Origin of the sequence: Blattabacterium cuenoti (assembly GCF_014252055.1) — a bacterium.
Taxonomy (GTDB): domain Bacteria; phylum Bacteroidota; class Bacteroidia; order Flavobacteriales; family Blattabacteriaceae; genus Blattabacterium; species Blattabacterium cuenoti_D.
Genome location: NZ_CP059208.1, coordinates 345,166 through 368,113, shown reverse-complemented (window position 1 = coordinate 368,113; position 22,948 = coordinate 345,166). Strand labels below are relative to the sequence as shown.

Genomic DNA, 22,948 nt, shown 5'->3' with positions numbered 1-22,948 from the left:
TTCATAATAAATCTATTCATAAATCTTTAAATATTAGTTCTGTTTTCTGAATATCATTTGTTGATAATTTTTCTAAAGGAGGACATATTTTATTTTTCTTCTTTTCTTCTTCAAAAATTTTTTTAATTTTTTCTACTTCTATTTTGAACCAAGTATTAGGATGTTTAATATAGGCGAACCACATTTTTTTCTTAAAAACGTCAATTTTCATACATTTAGCAATACCTTTTACTGTATATATTTTTCTATTAAAATCAGGAAAATCTTTTATGGAGGATAAATATTCATCTAATTCATAATTAAGACAACATTTTAGTTTATTACATTGTCCAGTTATCTTTTCTATATTTATAGATAATTGCTGATACCTAGCAGAATTTGTGTTAACACTTTTAAAATTTCTTAACCAAGTAGAACAACATAATTCTCTTCCGCAAGTACCTATTCCACCTATTTTAGCAGCTTCTTGCCTATACCCTATTTGTCGCATTTCTATGCGTGTATGAAAACGCGCTGCCAGTTCTACAATTAGTTTTCTAAAATCAATTCTATTTTCAGATGTATAATAAAAAATGATCTTCTCTCCATCTCCTTGGTATTCTGCATCGCAAATTTTCATATTATTAAGATTCAAATTTTTTGCAATGCTCTTAGCATATAAAAGATTTTTATTTTCTTTTTTTCTAAGAGATTTCCAAATATTTATTTCTTTTTGTGTTGATATTCTGTATATTTTTTTATATAAAGAATTTAAATTTATGTTTTTACTCTTTATTTGTAATCTGACTAAATCTCCAGTTAAAGTAACAATTCCTATATCGTAACCTATTCCAGATTTAGATTCTACTGTTACAATATCGTTTTTATTAATAATAATATTATCTTGATTTATAAAAATATCTTTTCTATCATTCTTAAATTGTACTTCTACAAAATTTGATTTATATTCAAAAGGAGACTGTACATTAGATAACCAATCTATTACATTAAGTTTCAAACATTTTACTTCCTTATTAGGAAAATCATTACATTTTTTTAAACAATTATAACAAGATTTTTCCATTTTATTTTTTAAATTTAATAAAAATAAAATTATATTATTTTTACATTATGTGTACTTATGTATAAATGGAAAATAATAAAAGAATAGCTATATTTCCAGGATCTTTTGATCCAATAACTATTGGTCATTATGATATTATTATGAGAGCTTTAAATTTATTTGATAAAATTATCATAGCTATTGGAAAAAATTTTAAAAAAAAAAATATGTTTCCTCTTATAAAAAGAAAAGAATGGTTAAAAAAAACTTTTTTAAGTTCATTTTACAATAAAATCGAAATAGATTCATTTAATGGATTGACGATTTCTTTTTGTATAAAGAAAAAAGTAAAATTTTTGTTAAGGGGTATAAGAAATCAACTAGATTTTGAATTTGAAAAAAATATTTATTTTCTAAATAAAAAATTATCTAAAAAAAATTCATATATCATTGATACTATTTATTTAATTTCCTCTTATGAAAAATCTCATATTAGTTCTTGCCTTGTAAGAGATATCATAAAAAATGGAGGTGACTATACAGAATTTGTCCCTTCTTCTGTTAGAATCAATTGATTTTTAAAACTTTTTTTCTATCCAATCAAGTTTAATTTGTTTTTTTTCAATATTTACATTTAAAAGTTTAACTTTTACTTTGTCTCCTAATTGATAAATTTTTTTGTTTTTTCTTCCTATTATGCTATAATTATTTGAGTTTAAAATATAATAATCTTCTTTTATATCACGTAATTTAACCATTCCTTCTGTTTTAAAGGATAATAAATCAACATAAACGCTCCAATCTGTAAATCCTGTTATAATTCCATCAAATTCTTTACCTAAAAATTTTTTCAAATATTTTACTTGCAAATATTTAGAAAATTCTCTTTCAATATCTATAGCTAAACGTTCTTTATCACTGCAATGTTGAGATTGTTTTTCGTAAAAATCTATTGTTTTTACTCTATTTTTTTTCATTTTTAAAAAATAATATAATAAACGGTGAGCAATTATATCGGAATACCTCCTTATAGGAGAAGTAAAATGAGTGTAATAAAGAAAAGACAAACCATAGTGCCCTATATTATTTGTAGAATATTTAGCTTTACTCATAGCACGTAAAACTAAATTTTCTATCATGTTTTGTTCTGGTTTACCTTTAGCTTGTTTTAATAACAAATTAATAGAATATTTTAAATTTTTTAAATCAAAGGAATAACCTAAAGGTTTTATAATTTTTTTTAGAAAAAATATTTTTTCATAATCAGGTTTATCATGAACTCTATATATATATGGAATGTTCATGTAGTTTTTTTTATCTGTATTATTATTAATGAATTCCGAAATTTTTCTATTTGTTAATAACATTAATTCTTCTATTAATTTATGAGCTTCATTACATTTTTCTAAATATAAAAATGTAGGATTTTTATTTTCATCTAAACAAAATTTAACTTCATCTTTTTCAAGATAAATTGCTCCATTTTTCAATCTATTTTTTGTTAATATTTTAGAAAAATGAAATAATACATAAATTTCTTCATAAAAATCTCCTTTTTTTTCATCTATAATTTTTTGTACTTCGTCGTACGTAAATTTTCTATTAGATTGTATAATAGTTTTTCCAATCCAGTTTTTTAATATTTTTCCTTCTTTATTTATATTAAAAACGAACGAAAAACTTAATTTATCTTTTTTTGGTTGTAAAGAACATAGGTCATTGGATAGTATTTTTGGAAGCATTGGAATTACTTTTCCTGTAAAATAAATAGAAGTAGCTCTATCATATGCTTCTTTATCTAACAAACTATCTTCTTTTACATAATGTGTAACATCCGATATATGAATACCTATTTCCCAAATTTCGGAATTCAATTTTCTAACTGAAATAGCATCATCAAAATCTTTTGCATCTAAAGGATCTATAGTAAAAGTGGTGATATTTCTCATATCTTTTCTTATTATTACATCATCATGATATGATTTACTTCTTACAAATATTTCTTCAGCTTCATTTTCTACTTTTTTTGGAAATTCAAAAGACAATCCACGTTCTTCTAACAAAGAGAAAATTTCTGTTTTATATTCCCCAGATTTTCCAAATATTCTTATAATTTTTCCTAAAGGATTATCAAAATTTTTTGGCCATGAAACTATTTTAACCAAAACTTTATTATTTTGATGTTCTTTTTTTAAATTTGATTCGGATTCCATAATTAATATATCTACATGTAGATAATGTATAATTACTGATCCGGTAATAGAATTTGGTTTAAAATTTAACTTTAATATTCCAATAAAATTATTTCTTTTCCTTTTGATTATTTTTAACACCTCTCCTTCTAATTTTCTTCTATTACGATTTAATTTTATTTTCACTAAATCTCCTACTAAAGATTTACCTGTTTTATGTTTAGGTATATAAATTTCTTTTTTATATTCTTTTATTTTCACAAAAGCAAATCCTTGATTTGTAATATGAATAATTCCGGTAAAAATATTTTTATATCTTTTAAAAGAATGTTTACTTTTTCTCTTTTCTGGTTTCATAATGAAAAGACGTATCAATAAAATTTACAATCTACAAGATTTTATTTAAAAGAAATGAGTTAATATTTTCTCCTAAGATTAGGTATTGGATATTATTATTTATTATCTTTGTAATGATCCGTCTTTTTTACATATTTACGTATCTAACTAACAAAAATAAAAAAATAACTCTAAAAATGATAGGTAAACGTATATTATATGTTTCTTCAGATTTATTTCCTTTTTCATCAAAAAATCCAATATCCTTATCAGTTTTAAAAGCTACTAAGTTTATGCAATCAATAGGAAATGATGTACGTATATTTATGCCTCGTTTTGGAGTAATAAATGAACGAAAACATCAATTACACGAAGTTATTAGGCTATCAGGAATGAATTTAATTATCAATGATATAGATCAACCATTACTTATAAAAGTAGCATCTATTCCTGATGCTAGATTGCAAGTTTATTTCATAGATAACGAAGAATATTTCAAAAGAAAATCTATATATGAAGATGAAAATGGTAATTTTTTTAACGATAATGATGAAAGAACTTTATTCTTTACAAAAGGGGTTTTAGAAACTATAAAAAAATTAAATTGGAAGCCTGATATCATTCATATATATGGATGGATGACTTCTTTTATTCCATTATACATGAAAAATTATTATAAGAATGATCCTTTATACCAAAATTCAAAAATTATTGTATCGATTTATAATAATCCATTTAAAGGATATCTAAATAAAGATATTATTAAAAAGATAAAAGATGATGGAATCAAAACTAAAAAGTTAAAATTCTTAGAAAATCCAGATTATTTCAATTTAACAAAATTATGTATATATTTTTCTGATGCTATAATAAAAGGAGATATTTCTTTTCCTAAAGAAATAGAAGATTTTATAAAAAAAAATAAACTACTCGTATTAAAATATTATCCTGTAGAAGAAATAGAAACTGTTTATGAAAAATTTTATAAAAAAACTGTTTTAGAGCAGATTAATTAAAATTAAAATTTTATAATTCAATTAATTCATCAGTTTATAAATAATGTAATGTGTGGTATAATTGGTTATTTAGGTTATAGAGAAGCGTATCCTATTCTTATAAATGGTTTAAAAAAATTGGAATATAGAGGATATGATAGTTCTGGTATTGCTATTTTTTATAAAAATGGATATAGTTTATATAAGACCAAAGGTAAAGTTGATGAATTAGAAAAAAAAATATCTTCAATATCTTCTTATAATAGAAAAATAATAGGAACTACTGGAATAGGTCATACTAGGTGGGCTACTCATGGTGTTCCAAATGATTTAAATGCACATCCACATGTTTCTAATTCTAATGAATTGATTATGATACATAATGGTATCATAGAAAATTATCATGCAATTAAAATTATTTTATTAGAAAATGGTTTTACTTTTAAAAGTAAAACAGATACAGAAGTACTAGTAAATCTTATTGAATATATAAAGAAAGAAAATAAAATATCTTTAGAAGAAGCTGTACGAATATCATTGAATGAAATAATAGGTGCATATTCCATTGCTATAGTGGATAAATCTCACCCAGAGACAATTATTATAGCAAAATTAGGTAGTCCTCTTGCTCTAGGAATTAACGAAAAAGAATTTTTTATTGCATCAGACCCCATTCCTTTTATAAATTATACGAAAAATGCTATTTATTTAAAAGATGGAGAAATGGCTATTCTTAGAAAGAATAAAGAATTAGATCTAAGAAAAATTAGAGATAATCATAAACTAAGTCCAATTATAAATAAATTAAAAATTAATTTAAAAGAAATAGAAAAAGGTAAGTATAGATATTTTATGTTAAAGGAAATATATGAACAGTCAAAAACTATTTCTGATACTCTACGTGGTAGATTAATAATTTCAAATAAAATCATTTGTATAGATGGAATTGAACTTAATAAAGAAATTTTTATTAATGCTAAATGTATAACTATAGTAGGATGTGGTTCGTCATGGCATGCTGGTTTAGTTGGAGAGTATTTATTAGAACAATTAGCTAGAATTCCAGTTGAAGTAGAATATGCATCTGAATTTAGATATAGAAACCCTATCATAGATAAAAATAATTTAATAATTGTGATCTCACAATCAGGAGAGACTGCAGATACTTTAGCAGCATTAAAATTAGCTAAAAAAAAAGAAGCTTTTGTGTTTGGAATTTGTAATGTAGTAGGATCATCTATTGCACGTAATGTAGATGCAGGAATTTATACACATGCTGGTCCTGAAATAAGTGTAGCTTCTACAAAATCTTTTACCGCACAAATTACTGTACTTATTTTATTGGCGTTAAAACTAGCAAAATATAGATCTACTATTAATGAAGAACGATATAAATTTTTATTTCAAGAACTTGGAAATGTTCCAAATAAAATAAATGATCTATTAAAAATAGATAGACATATTGTAAAAAACATATCAAAAGTATTTTATAAATTTAATAATTTCCTTTACTTAGGACGAGGAATTAATTTCCCTATAGCTTTAGAAGGCGCTTTAAAATTAAAAGAAATATCTTACATTCATTCGGAAGGTTATCCTGCGGCAGAAATGAAACATGGACCTATAGCTTTAGTTGATGAAAATATGCCTGTTGTTATTATAGCAACAAAAAGAGGTTATTATGAAAAAATAATAGGAAATATACAAGAAATTAAAGCTAGAAAGGGAAAAATTATAGCAATAGTTAATGAAGGGGATGTTCAAGTAAGTATGATGGCGGATTATGTAATAAAGATTCCAGAAATTTCTGAAGAATTAAGTCCATTATTAACTGTAATTCCTTTACAATTATTAGCTTATCAAATAGCTTATATGAAAGGAAAAAATGTAGATCAACCAAGAAATTTAGCAAAATCTGTAACAGTAGAATAGATCTAAATCTGTATATGTACTTTAATTATTTAGTAGTTTAGTTAGTTAATTTGATTCTTTTATATATTTATTCAACGCCATAGCCATAGAAGGAAATTCTGGAGTTGGAACTTTTATAGCTATTTTCAATCCAGCTTTAGATGCAGCATCTAGAGTATTTTTACCAAAAGTAGCTATTTTTATATTTTTTTGATGAAAATTTGGAAAATTTTCAAATAGTGATTTTATTTCAGCCGGGCTAAAAAAAACTAGTATATCATAATATATATTTTTCAAATCTGATAAATCACTAGAAGAAGTTCTATATAAAATCCCTCTTTTCCAAGAGATATTTTCTTTATTTAACATATTTAGTATATCTGGTTTTAATATATCGGAAGATGGTAAAAAAAATTTTTCTTTTGGATGTTTTTTTATATGAGGTAATATATCTTTAAATGATTTATTTCCAATATAAATCTTTCTTTTTCTGTAAACAATATATTTTTGTAAATAATATGCAATAGTTTCGGTTTGGCATATATATTTCATGGTTGAAGGTACTTTAAATCTCATGGATTTAGCTAACCTAAAATAATGATCAACAGATTTTTTACTTATAAAAATAACTATAGTGAAATCAGAAAAATTTATTTTTTGTTTTCTAACCTCACTAGATGAGGCCCCCTTTACTTCTATAAAAGATCTAAAATCTACTCTCACATTTTTATTTTTACTGAGTTCTGTATATGGAGAATTATAACCTACAGAAATAGGTTGCGAAATAAGAATATGATTTATCTTCATTTAAGAATATAAAAAATATTTAATATATAATACTACACAAATGTATACAGAAAATATTTTAAAATAAAATTTTTAATTTGATTTATATCAATATGTTATAAAAATTTTTGATAATTCTAAAGAGGCACCGAGCGGAATCGAACCGCTATAAAAGGTTTTGCAGACCTCTGCCTTTCCATTCGGCCACAGTGCCATTATATATTATATAATTAATTATATTATTTAAAATATTCTAGTACAACACATACTCTGTCTACATTACTATGTAATGGAGGATTTTCCTTGCATAATTTTATTTTTGAGTATTCAATTAAATTGTTAAATTTATTATTAATTTTTTCAATTATTCTTTGAGCTACATTTTCTATTAATTTTGAATTAATACTCATTTCTTTTTTTACAATGGAATATAAATGAACATAGTTTATAGTTTTTGATAAATCATCTGTAATAGAAGCATTATAAAAGTCTAATTCAATTTCAATATTTATTATGTAATTTGTCCCTACATACTTTTCTTCTGGCATACAACCATGATATCCAAATAATTTTATATTTTCTAATATTATCCTCCCCATCCAAATAATTTTATATTTTCTAATATTATCCTCTCCATAGGAATAAATAAATAATAAAGTATTATTTTATTTTTTTGTAGTTATCTTCTACTTTTTTCCAATTTACAATTTTCCAAAAAGAAGATATATAATCTATGCGACGATTTTTATATTTTAGATAATAAGCATGTTCCCAAACATCTAATCCTAATATAGGGATACCTTCACAACCTATACCATCCATAATAGGATTATCTTGGTTCATTGTAGAACAAATAGTTAATTTTTTATTCTTTATGCAGAGCCAAATCCATCCAGAACCAAAGTGATTCAATGCTATGTTTGAAAATTCATTTTTAAAATCATAAAAGGACTTAAAATCATTTTCAATAATTTCATTTAGATATGTACTTGGAGATGAAAATTTTGAATGAGGAATTAGTATTTCCCAAAATATATTATGATTGTAAAATCCTCCTCCATTATTTCTTATTATAGTACTTTCATTTTTAGCTCTTTTTAAAATTTCTTCTATAGGAAGGTCTACCATATCTGTACCAAAAATAGCTTTATTTAAGTTATTAGTATAAGTTCCATGGTGTTTGTTATAATGAATTTCCATAGTTTTTTTATCGATATAAGGCTCTAATTCATGATAAGAATAAGGTAGTTTTGGAAGTTTGAAAAACATAATTTTTTCATATATTATTTTATATGAAAACAAATATAACTAAAAATATATTATACCATCATAGCTTGAATACCTGGATTATTCTTATTTTTTAAATATTCTAACATAGCACCTCCACCAGTAGATAAATAACTAATTTTTTTTTCATAACCTACCATTTTTAATGCAGCAACAGAATCTCCTCCTCCAACTAAGGAAAATGCTTTATTTTTAGTAGTAGCATTTGCTATTGCTTTCGCTATAGATTTAGTTCCAAAAGAAAATTTTTGTAATTCAAAAACCCCCATAGGTCCATTCCATAATATAGTTTTAGATTTATTTATAATATTACAAAAATTCTTTATAGAATTAGGGCCTATGTCTAATCCTATCCATTTATCTGGAATAGAATAAATATCACAAATTTTTATATTTGCTGAATTATCAAAGTAATCAGAAATAATAACATCTGTTGGTAAAGAAATTATATTTTTCTTATTATTTAAATTTAATATGGATATTAATTTATCATCAATATTCTTATTATTTTCTATTTCTATTATAGAATTTCCTATTTTTCCTCCTTTTATTTTAATAAAAGGATAAGAAATTCCTCCTCCTATTAATAGATGATCAGAAAAGTCCATAAGATTTTCAATAATTTTTATTTTAGAATAAATTTTAGCACCTCCTAATAAAACTGTAACAGGTTTTTTACCTTTTCCTGATAAAAATTTATCTAAAAAAAGTATTTCTTTTTCCATAAGTATTCCTATGCATTTGCATTTTTTGTTAAATAATTTTGGAAGAACACTTACAGAGGAATGTAAACGATGAGATACTGAAAAAGCATCATTTACATAAAAATCTGCTAATTTTGCCAAATTTTTAGAAAAGTTTATATCTTCTTTTTCTTCTTCTTGATAAAATCTAAGATTTTCCAATAATAATATTTCTCCCGTTTTAAGTTCATTTGCTTTTTTTTCTGATTTTTCGCCTATACAATCATTATGAAATTTAACAGTAGTATTTAATTCGTCAGAAAGATAATTGACTAAAAATTTAAGGGAAAAATTTTTTGAAAATTTTCCTTTTGGTCTACCAAAATGAGAAATAAGTATCACTTTTCCTTTATCAGAAAGGATTTTTTTAATAGTAGGAATACTATATTGAATACGTGTATCATCTATTATTTGATAATTTTCATTAATTGGAACATTAAAATCTACTCTTATTAAAACTTTTTTTCCTTCAAAATTAAAATCTCGAACAGTTTTTATTTTTTTCATATTTACATTCTATTGAACTTATCACTAATTATCTTATCTATAATATTCGTTAATTAGTTTCGATTATTTTCTATTTTTAATATTTAATATTAATTTTAATTTATTAATATTGATATTTTATCAATTTTTCTATTATACTTGTTTATTTTTATTATGTTATATGTAGATTTGATATTGCTTATGTATTTTTTTTTTCACAGAAAAAATACAAATACAAAATTAATAACATTTATCGTTTAATTAAGTATTATGCAAGTATTAAAATATTAAAATATTATATAAATAAATATATTATATTTGATTTAGTTGAAATTAAATATAATATAGATCTACAATAATGGTAATAGCAATAGGATCTGATCATACTGGATTGTTTTACAAAGGTTTAATTATTGATTTTCTAATAAAAAAAGGACATAAAGTTAAAGATTTTGGATATTCTGGATATAATTCAGAAAAAGTTGATTATCCAGATTTTGTTCATCCTACAGCTAAATTTGTAGAAGAAGGTAAAGCAAATTTTGGAATAGTATTATGTGGTAGTGGAAATGGAGCAGCTATGACTGCGAATAAATACAATAAAATTCGTGCAGCATTAGTTTGGAAAAAAGAAATTGCTTATCTAGCAAGGAAACATAATGATGCTAATATAATTAGTTTACCAGCACGTTTTATAAATAAAGAGTATCTATTAGAAATAATAGAAGTATTTATAAATACTAATTTTGATGGAGGAAGACATCAAATAAGAATAGAAAAAATTTCTTTAAAATAAACTTATCCTCAGTAGCTCAGTTGGTTAGAGCACCTGACTGTTAATCAGGGTGTCGCTGGTTCGAATCCAGCCTGAGGAGCAAGCAAATAATATATAATAATTTTATAACTTTATTTTATTCATTAGAAATAAATTTAGATACGAGGTTCATAGCTTCTTTTTTTGCTTCTAATAAATCGATATTTAATAAAACAAAATCAAATTTTTTAGCATATCGTTGTTCTTCTTTTGCTTTATTTAAACGTAAATCAATTTTTTCTTTAGATTCTGAATTTCTTAAAATTAATCTTTCTCTTAATTTTTCTATAGATTCAACCATTATAAATATAGATAAAGAATTATGAGGAAATTGTTTTTTTAAATTTAAACCACCTTTAACATCTATATCAAATAATATATGTTTATTATTTTTCCAATTTTTATGGATTTCACTTTTTAAAGTTCCATAAAAAATTCTAGGATATACTTCTTCCCATTCTGCAAATTGTAGTTTTTTTATTTTATAAATAAAGGTTTCTATAGAAATAAAATAATAATCTTTTCCATGTATTTCTTTATTTCTACTATTTCTAGTAGTACATGATGTAGAAAATTTTAATTCTGGAATTTTTGACAATAAATAATTTGAAATAGTACTTTTTCCAGAACCAGAAGGTCCTGATAAAATGATCATTTTTCCTTTTTTCATTATTATTTTTTTTAATTAATTTCTTAAATTTGTCTTTAATATTTATGGAGAATTAAATTTTTATAAAAATTATATGAAAATAGGTATAGTAGGTGTTACAGGAATGGTAGGACGTGTAATGATGGATCTTTTAGATAAAAGAAATTTTCCATTGAAAGAGTTATATATTTCTGCTTCCAAAAAGTCTATAGGTAAAGAGTTTTTTTTTAGAAAAAAAAAACATAGAGTAATTGGGATAGAAGATGTTTTATTAAAAAAACCAAATATCGTTTTATTTTCCGCAGGATCTAACATTTCAAAAAAATGGGCTCCTGAATTTGAAAAAATAGGTTCTATAGTTATAGATAATTCTTCTGCATGGAGAATGGATTCTAGTAAAAAATTAATAGTTCCTGAAATAAATGCTTATTTACTTAATAAAAATGATAAAATTATAGCTAATCCAAATTGTTCTACAATACAGTTAGTTATGGTATTATACCCATTGCATATAAAGTATACGATAACTAGAATTGTTGTATCTACATATCAATCAGTTACAGGAACTGGAAAAAAAGCTTTAGATCAACTATATAATGAAGAAAATAATAATAATAATGTAAAAAAAGTATATCCTCATCCTATTTATCAAAATGTTATTCCTCATTGTGATTCTTTTTCAGAAGAAAATTACACTTTAGAAGAAATAAAACTTATGAAAGAGACAAAAAAAATAATGAATGATAATAAAGTGAATATAACAGCTACTGCTGCACGTGTTCCTGTTATAGGAGGACATTCTGAGTCTGTAAACATTACATTTAAAAATAAACCAAATATAGATTTTATACCTAAAATTTTATCAAATATAAAAGGAGTTATTGTTTTAGACAATCCTAAAAAAAATGTTTATCCCATGCCAATTTTAGCTAAAGGAAAAGATGAAGTTTTTGTTGGTAGAATACGAAAAGATGACTCATTTCCTAATTCTATAAATATTTGGATTGTTGCAGATAATTTACGAAAAGGTGCAGCTACTAACGCAATTCAAATTGCAGAATATTTGAAAAATATATATTGATTAATTTTTATTGATGATAATTGTATATTCTCCTAGTATTTTTTTTACATTTTTTTTATAAAATGTAATTATTTCTTTTATATTTCCTCTTATAATTTCCTGAAATACTTTTGATATTTCTTTGCATATGGCTATATTTTTATCTAATCCAAAGAAAAATATAAGATCATCCAATGTTTTCAATAATCTGTGAGGAGATTCATACAGGACTATTGTCCTATTTTCTTTGGATAATATTTCCAATTTTTTATTTTTTTTTTTTTAGGTAAAAAACCAATAAAAGTGAATTCATTAATAGAAAAACCAGAGCTAACTAAAGCTGGAATTAACGCAGTTGGACCAGGTAAACATTCTATAGGAATAAATTTTTGTATACATGATCTGATAAGTAAGTACCCTGGATCGGATATACCAGGAGTACCTGCACTTGATATTAATGCTAATTTTTCTCCTTTTTCTATTCTTTTTAGAATGTAATTAGTGATGCAATGCTCATTGTAAATATGATAACATTTTGTTTTAGTTTTAATTTTGTAAAAGTTTAATAATTTTTTAGATGTTTTATAATTTTCTATTAAAATTAGATCTACTTCATTTAAAATTCTTAAAGCTCTAAAAGTAAAATCTTCTAAGTTTCCTATAGGTGTAGGTACTATATATAACATCTTATTAATTTTATTAATTAATTTAATTTCTAAATTAATATAAAAAAATAAGTATTTATAACACATTTTTTCTATATAATAAAAATTTACATAAATTTTGTTATATAGAAAATTCATTTTACTTATAATTAATAATATTAATATAAATTCAATTTATAATTCTGATTTGTAAAATACTTTTTCAATATTTCATCATAAAATAATTAATAATTTTATTCATAATTGTAGTCAATGCATTATTAAAATAATTAATAATTAATTAATGCTGATGAAATAAATAATAATGAGAGGTAAACAATATATATTTAGAAGCCGTTTAGTCTCCGGAGAGATTATATTCAAATATGATTTGAATGGATTCTTAAGGGAAATTGTTTTTCCAGAGAAACTTTCTTTATCCCATTATATATGGATAGGTAAATATTTGCCTTATAATGAATCTGTTATAAATAAAATGAAAAGCTCAAGAGCTTCATTTTCTATAGAAGAAATTCCTGCTGACTTATCCTTTAATAGATTTTGGACAGATTATAGATATAAAGTAGGAAAAAAAAAAATGGCTGAAAATATATGGAATAGAATGTCATTATCTGATAGAGTTAAAGCTTTATCATATATTCCAAAATATTTAGATCATGTAAAAAGAACGGGACATGATCAAGCTTATCCAACTACTTATTTAAATCAGAGATACTTTGATAGTTAAGTTAGTTTATTAAAGTTTTTTTTAAAATATTAATAGCTTCCTCTAAATTTAGAGATTCAAAGAATACTTTATCTTCAATTGGAATTGATAAGTTTTTATATTTTATATGAATACCTTGTTTATTTATTTTTAAAAATATTTCTTCTCCATTAAAAAATCCTAATGACTTTGGTAATTTTAAAATTTTAATAGCTTCTTGAAGAGATATAGTATTCATTTTTTTGATGTTTAATAAGGGATAAAATTGAGGTCTATTTTTTTCATGGAATTCTCCTACTTGAATAACAGGACCAAATCTAGCGATTTTAACAAAAATTTTCCTTTTAGAAGTGGGATCTACACCAAGAAAACGTTCTTTATTAATTTTTTCAACATGTTTTTCAACATACTGTATTTTTTTTATAAATTCTTTATAAAAATTTTTAATTATTAAAATCCATGATTTTTTTCCTATAGCTATATCATCTAAACTTTTTTCCATCTTTGCTGTAAAATGATAATCTGTTATTTCTTTAAAATTTTTTTTTAAAAATTTAATGGTTAAAAATCCCATATCCGTAGGAAAAAATTTATTTTTTTCTATTTCAACTATTTCAACTTTTTTTTCAAAAATATTATTCTTTTTTATAAAGAAAATTTTTTGTTTTTTTATTTTCTTTATTATTTTTTGTTTAATTATATAATTTCTTTTTTGCAAAGTATTTATTATGGGAACATAAGTAGATGGTCTTCCTATTCCTAATTTTTCTAAATCTCTTACTAAAGAAGCTTCACTATGCCTATAAATATTATTTTTAACAATTTGTTTAGCTAAAAATTCTACATTATTTAATGTATCTTGTTCTTTTATTTCTTCTATAAAATCTTTTTCTTTATCTTTTTTACTAGAATCTAGAATTGTAAATCCATCGAAAACAATATATTTTTTTGTATAAGAAAATAATTCTTCAAAATTAGAAGATTGAATAAAAAAAATTTTTTTTTCTGTGATACAATCAGACATTTGTCCTGCAATTGTACGTTTCCATATGAGTTTATAAAGATTTTTTTGATCAGTATCTAAAGATACTAAATAACGTTTATTGATAATAATATTATTAATAACTGTTGGACGGATAGATTCATGAGCTTCTTGTGAAAATTTTTTTTTCAAAAATTTATTTTTAGCAAATAAATACACATTTCCATATGTATCTATTATAAAATCCCTTATCTTCGATAAGATTTCATCAGATATTCTTGTACTATCTGTACGATGATATGTAATATATCCTTTTTCATATAATTTTTGTGCTAACAGCATAGTTTTTGATATAGAATAATTCAGTTTAACTGATGCTTCTTGTTGTAAAGAAGATGTTGTAAAAGGTATTGGAGATATTTTTTTTTCTTGTTTTGTAACGATTTTTTTTATTTTAAAAGTAGAATTTGTACATGATAATAAAATATTTTTCATTTTTTCTTCATTATCTATCTTTTTTTCTATTTTTGTTGTAAATATTTTATTTTTTTTATGTTCAAAAGTTCCATATATATAATAATGTTGCAAAGAGATATTTTTTTCTTTTATTTCTTTTTCCCTTTCTATTATTAATCTTAACGCTACAGATTGCACTCTTCCAGCAGATAACCCTTTTCCAATCTTTTTCCATAATATAGGAGATAATTTAAATCCAACCAATCTATCTAAAATACGTCTTGCTTGTTGAGCATATATTAAATCGTAATTTAGTGTTCTTGGATTTTTAATAGCAAAAAAAATTGATTTTTTTGTAATCTCATGAAAAACAATTCTTTTATATTTTCCATCTTGAATATTAAATCTTTTACATATTTGATATGCTATTGCTTCTCCTTCACGGTCTTCATCAGAAGCTAACCAAATATTTTTATAATTTTTTATTAAATTATCTAAGCATTGAACTATATTCTTTTTTTTAGGTAAAACAACATAATTAGGTTTAAAATCTTCCTGTATGTTAATTCCCAATTCCTTTTCTGGAAGGTCTATAATGTGTCCATAACTTGGAGTTACATAATAATTTTTACCTAGAAATGTTTGGATAGTTTTAGCTTTTGTAGGAGATTCTACAATTACTAGATTTTCTTTCATTTTATATCATTATTGATTTCTATCAATGATAAAATTTATCATTATTTTTAAAGTTCTTTTAATTTTTCCCTCTGGATAATATTCTAGTATTTTCAATGCATTATTGCGAAATAACATCATTTTTTTAGTTGCATATTCTAGTCCTCCATATTTTTTAACATATGCTATTATTTGATCTCTTTTTTTTTCATCATAATTTTTTATAGAATTTAATATCCACTCTTTTTCCTTTTTAGTAGATTTTTGAATGCTATATATTAATGGAAGTGTAATTTTTTTTTCCCTAAGATCTATTCCTACAGGTTTTCCTGTGAAATTTTCTTTAGTTTCTTGATAATCAAATAAATCATCTTTTATTTGAAAAGCTATTCCTGTAAAAGCTCCAAGTCTTCTCATTTTTAATGCTGTTTTTTCATCTACATTAACTGAACGAGCGCCTGCTTCACAAGAAGCAGCAATCAAACTAGCTGTTTTATAATAAATAATTTTATTATAAATATTTTCGTTTATATTCAATGATTTTCCTATCTGAAATAACTCAACTTCACTCATATTTTTTATTGTTTTGCATATAATTTTTAGCAGATCATAATAGTTATTGTTCGTCGCTAAAAGGAGACTTTTAGACAATAAATAATCACCTACTAAAACAGCAGTTTTATTCTTCCATATAGCATTAATAGAAGAAGATCCACGACGAAAAAAGCTATTGTCAACAACATCATCATGTATAAGTGTAGCTGTATGAATTAGTTCTATAACACAAGCTGTATGATATGTTTTTTTCTGAACTTTTCCGAGCATTTTCGCTATTAAAAATACAAATATTGGACGTATTCGTTTTCCTTTTTTATGAATAATAAAATGTGTTATTTTATCGATCAGTGCTACCTTACTTTTAATAATATCAAAAAATTGATTTTCAAATTCTTTTATTTCTATTTCTATTGTATTCTTTATTTTTTCTAAAATTATCTTCATATAATGCCTAAGAACTTTAATTATTGATTCAATAAGTTATTAAATAGATAAAATCAAAATATTTTTTTATTTATAAAATTAACATTGCATCTCCATATGAAAATAATCTATATTTTTTTTGTATAGCTATTTGATATGCTTTCATAATTAGATCGAAACCTGTAAAAGCTGCTACCATCATTAATAATGTAGATTTAGGCATATGAAAATTTGTAATTATAGAATTAGCTATGCTAAAATTATAAGGAGGAAAGATAAATTTATTTGTCCATCCTAAAAATGGATTTAAATTTTTATTAGAAGAAACAGAGCTTTCTATAGCTCTCATAGAAGAAGTTCCTACAGCGCATATTTTTTTTTTTTCTTGTATAGCATTATTTATTATTCTACATGTTTCTTCATTTATAAAACATTTTTCAGAATCCATCTTATGTTTTGAAATATCTTCTACTTCTACTGGAAGAAAACTTCCTAATCCTAGGTGAAGAGTTATTTCTACTAAATTTATTCCTTTTATTTCCAGTTTTTTTAATAAATGTTTAGAGAAATGTAATCCAGCTGTTGGTGCTGCAACTGATCCTTCTTTTTTAGCGTATATAGTTTGATAACGTTCTTTATCACTTATTTCTGTAAGTCTATTGATGTATTTTGGTAACGGAGTATTTCCTAATTCCTTTATTTTTTTTATAAACTCTTCATAAGTTCCATTAAAATGAAGTTGTAAAATTCTTCCTCTAGAAGTAGTATTATCTATGACTTCTCCAGTTAATCCATGTCCAAAATTTAATTTATTTCCAACTCTAACTTTTCTTGCAGGATCTACTAGAACATCCCATGTTCTATCTTTATGATCTAATTCTCTAAGTAAAAATACTTCTATTCTAGCATCTGTTTTTTCTTTATTACCAAATAGTCTAGCAGGAAAAACTTTAGTGTTATTTAAAATAATGGAGTCCCCTTCTTCAAAATATTGATGTAAATCTTTGAATAATTTATGTTCAATTTTTTTGCTATTTCTATGAATAATCATTAATTTGGATTCATCTCTTTCTTGAGATGGATATTTTGCAAGAAGATCTGAAGGAAAATTAAAATTAAAATCTGAGGTTCTCATACAACAATATGATAATATTTTTGTTAAAAATGTAAAAATTGTAAATAAAATTTTTATCAAAAATAGATATATTTTTTTCCAACAAAAAAAATATATCTACATTTATTCTTTATTTTATTTACAATTTTTTTTTTTTTAAAAAAAAAATATGTATAATTGCAATCTTGATATTGTTCTTTGATTGATTAAAAAAAGCTTCTAGACCTGGTAACTTCGTTAATTTTTAATTTTTAAGATATTTTTGATATTATTATTTTACAACGAAGAGTTTGATCCTGGCTCAGGATGAACGCTAGCGGCGGGCTTAACACATGCAAGTCGAGGGGCAGCATGAAATCTATGTTTTCATAGATTTTGATGGCGACCGGCGTACGGGTGCGTAACACGTACGTAACCTACCTTTTGCTAGAAAATAGCCTGAGGAAACTCGGATTAATATTCTATAGTATAATGCGACCGCATGGTTACATTATTAAAGCAGAAATGTGGCAAAAGATGGACGTGCGTCCGATTAGTTAGTTGGTAAGGTAAAGGCTTACCAAGACTATGATCGGTAGGGGGCCTGAGAGGGTGATCCCCCACACTGGTACTGAGACACGGACCAGACTCCTACGGGAGGCAGCAGTGAGGAATATTGGTCAATGGAGGAAACTCTGAACCAGCCACGCCGCGTGCAGGAATAAGGCCTTATAGGTTGTAAACTGCTTTTGTTTAGGAATAAAAATTTCTACGTGATAGAAATTGTGAATGTACTATACGAATAAGTGTCGGCAAACTCCGTGCCAGCAGCCGCGGTAATACGGAGGACACAAGCGTTATCCGGATTTATTGGGTTTAAAGGGTGCGTAGGCGGTTTATTAAGTCAGTAGTGAAATATTACAGCTTAACTGTTAAAACTGCTATTGATACTGGTAGACTTGAGTGAGATTGAAGTAGCTGGAATGTGTGGTGTAGCGGTGAAATGCATAGATATTACACAGAACACCGATAGCGAAAGCAGGTTACTAAATCTATACTGACGCTGAGGCACGAAAGCGTGGGGAGCAAACAGGATTAGATACCCTGGTAGTCCACGCCGTAAACGATGATCACTAGTTGTTGGATTTTTCCAGTGGCTAAGCGAAAGTGATAAGTGATCCACCTGGGGAGTACGGTCGCAAGGCTGAAACTCAAAGGAATTGACGGGGGCCCGCACAAGCGGTGGAGCATGTGGTTTAATTCGATGATACGCGAGGAACCTTACCAAGGTTTAAATGTACTACGAGTAAGCTAGAAATAGTTTAGTCTTCGGACGGAGTACAAGATGCTGCATGGTTGTCGTCAGCTCGTGCCGTGAGGTGTTGGGTTAAGTCCCTTAACGAGCGCAACCCTTGTTGTTAGTTGCCATCGAGTAATGTCGGGGACTCTAACAAGACTGCCGACGCAAGTCGAGAGGAAGGTGGGGATGACGTCAAATCATCACGGCTCTTATACCTTGGGCTACACACGTGCTACAATGGTCGGTACAAAGGGTTGCTACTGGGTGACCAGATGCTAATCTCTAAAAGCCGATCTCAGTTCGGATTGGAGTCTGCAACTCGACTCTATGAAGTTGGAATCGCTAGTAATCGCATATCAGCCATGATGCGGTGAATATGTTCCCGGGCCTTGTACACACCGCCCGTCAAGCCATGGAAGTCGGTGGTACCTGAAATCGGTGCCCATAAAAGGAGCTGCTTAAGGTAAAATTGATAACTGGGGCTAAGTCGTAACAAGGTAGCCGTACCGGAAGGTGCGGCTGGAACATCTCTTTTTTAGAGTATTATTCTTAATATTAAAAAGATTACGAATAATTCTAGGCTAGAAGCTTTTTTACTTAAATAAAAATAAAAAATAGAAGGGAGATTGATTAACGTCAGTCTCGTAGCTCAGACGGTTAGAGCGCTACACTGATAATGTAGAGGTCCGCGGTTCAATTCCGCGCGAGACTACGCATAGATGTGTTTTGGGGAATTAGCTCAGCTGGCTAGAGCGCCTGTTTTGCACGCAGGAGGTCGTCGGTTCGATTCCGATATTCTCCACAATTAAAAATGAAAGTTCTTTGACATACATAATATACAACAACATACGAGGAATAAAAAAAGCTAATGAAGGGCGTATGGTGGATGCCTTGGCTCTGAGAGGCGAAGAAGGACGTGATAAGCTGCGATAAGCTGTGGGGATTGGCACATACAAATTGATCCACAGATGTCCGAATGGGGAAACCTATCATATAGATCATATGATATTACTTAAATTTTAAGTAAAGCAAACCTAGAGAACTGAAACATCTAAGTATCTAGAGGAAAAGAAAACAAAAGTGATTCCGTTAGTAGCGGCGAGCGAAATCGGAATAGCCCAAACCATTATAGTTTAGGCTATAATGGGGTTGTAGGTCTACAATAAAGGATTATTTTTTTATAGCAGAATAATTTGGAAAAATTAACCATAGAAGGTGATAGTCCTGTATGCGAAATAGAGAAATTACCTTCGTAGGAACCTGATTAGGACGGGACACGGGAAATCTTGTCTGAATCTACCGGGACCATCCGGTAAGGCTAAATACTACTCAGAGACCGATAGTGAACTAGTACCGTGAGGGAAAGGTGAAAAGTACTTCTAGTAGAAGGGTGAAATAGATCCTGAAACCATACGCTTACAAGCTGTCGGAGCCTTTTAGTAAGGTGACGGCGTGCCTTTTGCATAATGAACCTACGAGTTAATTTTTTCGGCAAGGTTAAGTAGTTTTGCTACGGAGCCGTAGCGAAAGCGAGTCTGAATAGGGCGTATAGTCGGAAGAATTAGACGCGAAACCGAGTGATCTACCCATGAGCAGGTTGAAGCTATGGTAACACATAGTGGAGGACCGAACCGGTTGACGTTGAAAAGTCTTCGGATGACTTGTGGGTAGGGGTGAAAGGCTAATCAAACTCGGAGATAGCTCGTACTCCCCGAAATGCATTTAGGTGCAGCATCGTGTTAAGTAATACAGAGGTAGAGCTACTGATTGGATGAAGGGGTTTCATCACCTACTAATTCCTGACAAACTCCGAATGCTGTTATTATGTTTCACGGTAGTGAGGGCATGGGTGCTAAGGTCCATGTCCAAGAGGGAAACAACCCAGACCATCAGTTAAGGCCCCAAAGTATATATTAAGTTGAACTAACGAAGTTTAGTTACTTAGACAGCTAGGATGTTAGCTTGGAAGCAGCTATTCATTTAAAGAGTGCGTAACAGCTCACTAGTCGAGTGATTAAGCATGGATAATAATCGGGCATAAATATATCGCCGAAACTATGGAATTTATTTTAAAAGATAAATTGGTAGGGGAGCATTGTAATAGCGTAGAAGTTGTATCGTAAGATATGGTGGAGTTATTACAAAAGAAAATGTAGGTATAAGTAACGATAATGCAGGAGAGAAACCTGCACACCGAAAAACTAAGGATTCCTCAGCTATGTTAATCAGCTGAGGGTTAGTCGGTCCCTAAGATGATATCGAAAGGTGTAGTCGATGGGAAACCGGTTAATATTCCGGTACTTGCTTTTATTGCGATAGGGGGGACGGAGCAATGAAACTATCGCGTACGGACGGAAGTGTACGTTGAAATAGTTAGGTATAAAATATACAGGAAAATCCGTATGTTTTGCTGATCTATGATAGTACCACAATCCTTCGGGAAAGTGGATAGTATAGGTAAGAGCTTCCAAGAAAATCCTCTAAGCTTCAGATAAAAGTAAACCGTACCAAAACCGACACAGGTAGTTAAGGAGAGAATCCTAAGGTGCTCGAGTGATTCACGGCTAAGGAACTAGGCAAAATGAACCTGTAACTTCGGAAGAAAGGTAGCCTTCCTTTATTAGGAAGGCCGCAGCGAAGAGATCCAGGCGACTGTTTATCAAAAACATAGGACTCTGCTAAATTGAAAAATGATGTATAGGGTCTGACACCTGCCCAGTACTGGAAGGTTAAAGAAGAAAGTTAGCTTTTTTTAGCAAAGCTTTTAACTGAAGCCCCAGTAAACGGCGGCCGTAACTATAACGGTCCTAAGGTAGCGAAATTCCTTGTCGGGTAAGTTCCGACCTGCACGAATGGTGTAACGATCTGGAAACTGTCTCAGCCGTGAGCTCGGTGAAATTGTAATATCGGTGAAGATGCCGATTACTCGCAATGGGACGAAAAGACCCTGTGAACCTTTACTATAGCTTCGTATTGATTTTGATTAGAAAATGTGTAGGATAGGTGGGAAACTTTGAAGTATTGTCGCCAGGCAATGTGGAGTTGCCCTTGAAATACCACCCTTTTTTTAGTTGAAATCTAACTTAATCTAAAAATTAAGAACATTGCGTGGTGGGTAGTTTGACTGGGGTGGTCGCCTCCAAAAAGGTAACGGAGGCTCCCAAAGGTACCCTCAACACGTTTGGTAATCGTGTGTAGAGTGTAATGGCATAAGGGTGCTTGACTGTGAGACTTACAAGTCGATCAGGTACGAAAGTAGGGCATAGTGATCCGGTGGTTCCGTATGGAAGGGCCATCGCTCAAAGGATAAAAGGTACTCCGGGGATAACAGGCTAGTCTCCCCCAAGAGCTCACATCGACGGGGAGGTTCGGCACCTCGATGTCGGCTCGTCACATCCTGGGGCTGAAGAAGGTCCCAAGGGTTGGGCTGTTCGCCCATTAAAGTGGCACGCGAGCTGGGTTCAGAACGTCGTGAGACAGTTCGGTCTCTATCTATTGCGAGCGTTAGAAGCTTGAGTGGACCTGATTCTAGTACGAGAGGACCGAATTGGACGAACCTCTGGTGTATCAGTTGTATCGCCAGGTGCATCGCTGAGTAGCTAAGTTCGGAAGAGATAAGCACTGAAAGCATATAAGTGCGAAACTCTCCACAAGATTAGGCTTCTTTTAAGGGTCGTTGTAGATGACAACGTTGATAGGCTATAAGTGTAAAGACAGTAATGTCATAGCTGAGTAGTACTAATTACCCGTAGGCTTTTAAATTCCTCATGTTGTTTGTATATTATGTAT

Annotated in this window: 16 protein-coding genes, 4 tRNA genes, 2 rRNA genes and 1 pseudogene; 11 read left to right on the top strand and 12 right to left on the bottom strand. The window is 27.7% G+C overall.

Features of this window, described 5'->3' with window-relative positions:
* Window positions 1-16 precede the first annotated feature (16 nt).
* Entirely contained in the window at window positions 17-1,063 is a 1,047-nt protein-coding gene (locus tag H0H48_RS01770; RefSeq protein ID WP_185870842.1) for a PSP1 domain-containing protein, read from the bottom strand.
* A gap of 65 nt (window positions 1,064-1,128) precedes the next feature.
* On the opposite strand from H0H48_RS01770, the gene coaD reads away from it, so the two are divergent.
* Window positions 1,129-1,617: a pantetheine-phosphate adenylyltransferase gene (gene coaD, locus H0H48_RS01765; protein WP_185870841.1), complete on the top strand. Its 489-nt coding sequence runs from the start codon at window positions 1,129-1,131 to the stop codon at window positions 1,615-1,617.
* Between the two features lie 3 nt (window positions 1,618-1,620).
* Here coaD and rnr read toward each other — a convergent pair whose 3' ends face one another.
* A complete protein-coding gene (gene rnr, locus H0H48_RS01760; RefSeq protein ID WP_185870840.1) occupies window positions 1,621-3,591 on the bottom strand; it encodes a ribonuclease R in 1,971 nt (656 codons plus the stop codon).
* 176 nt (window positions 3,592-3,767) lie between these two features.
* Here rnr and H0H48_RS01755 point away from each other — a divergent pair, with 176 nt between their 5' ends.
* Both H0H48_RS01755 and glmS read left to right on the top strand, forming a co-directional pair.
* Window positions 3,768-4,586, top strand: a complete 819-nt coding sequence (locus H0H48_RS01755) for a glycogen/starch synthase (protein ID WP_185870839.1) — start codon at window positions 3,768-3,770, stop codon at window positions 4,584-4,586.
* A gap of 48 nt (window positions 4,587-4,634) precedes the next feature.
* The gene (gene glmS / locus H0H48_RS01750; protein ID WP_185870838.1) at window positions 4,635-6,497 is read left to right on the top strand and encodes a glutamine--fructose-6-phosphate transaminase (isomerizing); all 1,863 of its coding nucleotides are present in this window, start codon (window positions 4,635-4,637) and stop codon (window positions 6,495-6,497) included.
* A 45-nt stretch (window positions 6,498-6,542) separates the two neighbouring features.
* Here glmS and H0H48_RS01745 read toward each other — a convergent pair whose 3' ends face one another.
* The 5 genes from H0H48_RS01745 to H0H48_RS01725 form a co-directional block, all read right to left on the bottom strand.
* Window positions 6,543-7,283: a uroporphyrinogen-III synthase gene (locus H0H48_RS01745; RefSeq protein ID WP_185870837.1), complete on the bottom strand. Its 741-nt coding sequence runs from the start codon at window positions 7,281-7,283 to the stop codon at window positions 6,543-6,545.
* Between the two features lie 122 nt (window positions 7,284-7,405).
* Window positions 7,406-7,476: transfer RNA gene (locus tag H0H48_RS01740), tRNA-Cys, on the bottom strand.
* 25 nt (window positions 7,477-7,501) lie between these two features.
* A complete protein-coding gene (folB, locus tag H0H48_RS01735; RefSeq protein WP_185870836.1) occupies window positions 7,502-7,861 on the bottom strand; it encodes a dihydroneopterin aldolase in 360 nt (119 codons plus the stop codon).
* Between the two features lie 61 nt (window positions 7,862-7,922).
* The gene (locus tag H0H48_RS01730; RefSeq protein ID WP_238785292.1) at window positions 7,923-8,531 is read right to left on the bottom strand and encodes a superoxide dismutase; all 609 of its coding nucleotides are present in this window, start codon (window positions 8,529-8,531) and stop codon (window positions 7,923-7,925) included.
* A gap of 50 nt (window positions 8,532-8,581) precedes the next feature.
* Window positions 8,582-9,799, bottom strand: coding sequence for a phosphoglycerate kinase (locus H0H48_RS01725; protein WP_185870835.1), 1,218 nt, complete (start codon window positions 9,797-9,799; stop codon window positions 8,582-8,584).
* A gap of 337 nt (window positions 9,800-10,136) precedes the next feature.
* Here H0H48_RS01725 and H0H48_RS01720 point away from each other — a divergent pair, with 337 nt between their 5' ends.
* Both H0H48_RS01720 and H0H48_RS01715 read left to right on the top strand, forming a co-directional pair.
* Window positions 10,137-10,574 (top strand): RpiB/LacA/LacB family sugar-phosphate isomerase, encoded by a 438-nt coding sequence (locus tag H0H48_RS01720; RefSeq protein ID WP_185870834.1) that lies wholly within the window; start codon window positions 10,137-10,139, stop codon window positions 10,572-10,574.
* Between the two features lie 5 nt (window positions 10,575-10,579).
* Window positions 10,580-10,653: transfer RNA gene (locus tag H0H48_RS01715), tRNA-Asn, on the top strand.
* Window positions 10,654-10,689: 36 nt separating this feature from the next.
* Here H0H48_RS01715 and gmk read toward each other — a convergent pair.
* The gene (gene gmk / locus H0H48_RS01710; protein WP_185870833.1) at window positions 10,690-11,262 is read right to left on the bottom strand and encodes a guanylate kinase; all 573 of its coding nucleotides are present in this window, start codon (window positions 11,260-11,262) and stop codon (window positions 10,690-10,692) included.
* Between the two features lie 73 nt (window positions 11,263-11,335).
* On the opposite strand from gmk, the gene H0H48_RS01705 reads away from it, so the two are divergent.
* Window positions 11,336-12,322: an aspartate-semialdehyde dehydrogenase gene (locus H0H48_RS01705; protein ID WP_185870832.1), complete on the top strand. Its 987-nt coding sequence runs from the start codon at window positions 11,336-11,338 to the stop codon at window positions 12,320-12,322.
* Here H0H48_RS01705 and rsmI read toward each other — a convergent pair.
* Window positions 12,323-12,987 (bottom strand): annotated as a pseudogene (gene rsmI, locus H0H48_RS01700) (16S rRNA (cytidine(1402)-2'-O)-methyltransferase).
* 283 nt (window positions 12,988-13,270) lie between these two features.
* Here rsmI and H0H48_RS01695 point away from each other — a divergent pair.
* A complete protein-coding gene (locus H0H48_RS01695; protein ID WP_185870831.1) occupies window positions 13,271-13,693 on the top strand; it encodes a hypothetical protein in 423 nt (140 codons plus the stop codon).
* 1 nt (window position 13,694) lies between these two features.
* Here the strand turns inward: H0H48_RS01695 and topA are convergent, their stop codons facing one another.
* The 3 genes from topA to queA form a co-directional block, all read right to left on the bottom strand.
* Window positions 13,695-15,806 carry a type I DNA topoisomerase gene (gene topA, locus H0H48_RS01690; RefSeq protein ID WP_185870830.1) on the bottom strand — a complete coding sequence of 704 codons (2,112 nt, stop codon included), beginning with the start codon at window positions 15,804-15,806 and terminating at the stop codon, window positions 13,695-13,697.
* Window positions 15,807-15,815: 9 nt separating this feature from the next.
* Window positions 15,816-16,787 (bottom strand): polyprenyl synthetase family protein, encoded by a 972-nt coding sequence (locus H0H48_RS01685; RefSeq protein WP_185870829.1) that lies wholly within the window; start codon window positions 16,785-16,787, stop codon window positions 15,816-15,818.
* A 70-nt stretch (window positions 16,788-16,857) separates the two neighbouring features.
* Window positions 16,858-17,901: a tRNA preQ1(34) S-adenosylmethionine ribosyltransferase-isomerase QueA gene (gene queA, locus H0H48_RS01680; protein ID WP_185870828.1), complete on the bottom strand. Its 1,044-nt coding sequence runs from the start codon at window positions 17,899-17,901 to the stop codon at window positions 16,858-16,860.
* Between the two features lie 257 nt (window positions 17,902-18,158).
* On the opposite strand from queA, the gene H0H48_RS01675 reads away from it, so the two are divergent.
* From H0H48_RS01675 to H0H48_RS01660, 4 genes are all read left to right on the top strand, one after another.
* Window positions 18,159-19,694 (top strand): 16S ribosomal RNA (locus tag H0H48_RS01675).
* A 103-nt stretch (window positions 19,695-19,797) separates the two neighbouring features.
* Window positions 19,798-19,871 (top strand) — tRNA-Ile (locus H0H48_RS01670).
* A 16-nt stretch (window positions 19,872-19,887) separates the two neighbouring features.
* A tRNA-Ala gene (locus H0H48_RS01665) sits at window positions 19,888-19,961 on the top strand.
* A 56-nt stretch (window positions 19,962-20,017) separates the two neighbouring features.
* Window positions 20,018-22,921: ribosomal RNA gene (locus H0H48_RS01660) — 23S ribosomal RNA — on the top strand.
* The 16S and 23S rRNA genes sit together here with 2 tRNA genes alongside, the layout of an rRNA operon.
* Window positions 22,922-22,948: the final 27 nt, after the last annotated feature.

Bases quoted from the DNA above. Each gene is read 5' to 3' on its own strand.
- gmk (WP_185870833.1), bottom strand. From the start codon at position 11,262: ATGAAAAAAGGAAAAATGATCATTTTATCAGGACCTTCTGGTTCTGGA.
- rnr (WP_185870840.1), bottom strand. From the start codon at position 3,591: ATGAAACCAGAAAAGAGAAAAAGTAAACATTCTTTTAAAAGATATAAA.
- H0H48_RS01685 (WP_185870829.1), bottom strand. From the start codon at position 16,787: ATGAAGATAATTTTAGAAAAAATAAAGAATACAATAGAAATAGAAATA.
- folB (WP_185870836.1), bottom strand. From the start codon at position 7,861: ATGGGGAGGATAATATTAGAAAATATAAAATTATTTGGATATCATGGT.
- topA (WP_185870830.1), bottom strand. From the start codon at position 15,806: ATGAAAGAAAATCTAGTAATTGTAGAATCTCCTACAAAAGCTAAAACT.
- H0H48_RS01755 (WP_185870839.1), top strand. From the start codon at position 3,768: ATGATAGGTAAACGTATATTATATGTTTCTTCAGATTTATTTCCTTTT.
- H0H48_RS01720 (WP_185870834.1), top strand. From the start codon at position 10,137: ATGGTAATAGCAATAGGATCTGATCATACTGGATTGTTTTACAAAGGT.
- H0H48_RS01695 (WP_185870831.1), top strand. From the start codon at position 13,271: ATGAGAGGTAAACAATATATATTTAGAAGCCGTTTAGTCTCCGGAGAG.
- glmS (WP_185870838.1), top strand. From the start codon at position 4,635: ATGTGTGGTATAATTGGTTATTTAGGTTATAGAGAAGCGTATCCTATT.
- H0H48_RS01725 (WP_185870835.1), bottom strand. From the start codon at position 9,799: ATGAAAAAAATAAAAACTGTTCGAGATTTTAATTTTGAAGGAAAAAAA.
- H0H48_RS01770 (WP_185870842.1), bottom strand. From the start codon at position 1,063: ATGGAAAAATCTTGTTATAATTGTTTAAAAAAATGTAATGATTTTCCT.
- coaD (WP_185870841.1), top strand. From the start codon at position 1,129: ATGGAAAATAATAAAAGAATAGCTATATTTCCAGGATCTTTTGATCCA.
- H0H48_RS01745 (WP_185870837.1), bottom strand. From the start codon at position 7,283: ATGAAGATAAATCATATTCTTATTTCGCAACCTATTTCTGTAGGTTAT.
- H0H48_RS01730 (WP_238785292.1), bottom strand. From the start codon at position 8,531: ATGTTTTTCAAACTTCCAAAACTACCTTATTCTTATCATGAATTAGAG.
- H0H48_RS01705 (WP_185870832.1), top strand. From the start codon at position 11,336: ATGAAAATAGGTATAGTAGGTGTTACAGGAATGGTAGGACGTGTAATG.
- queA (WP_185870828.1), bottom strand. From the start codon at position 17,901: ATGAGAACCTCAGATTTTAATTTTAATTTTCCTTCAGATCTTCTTGCA.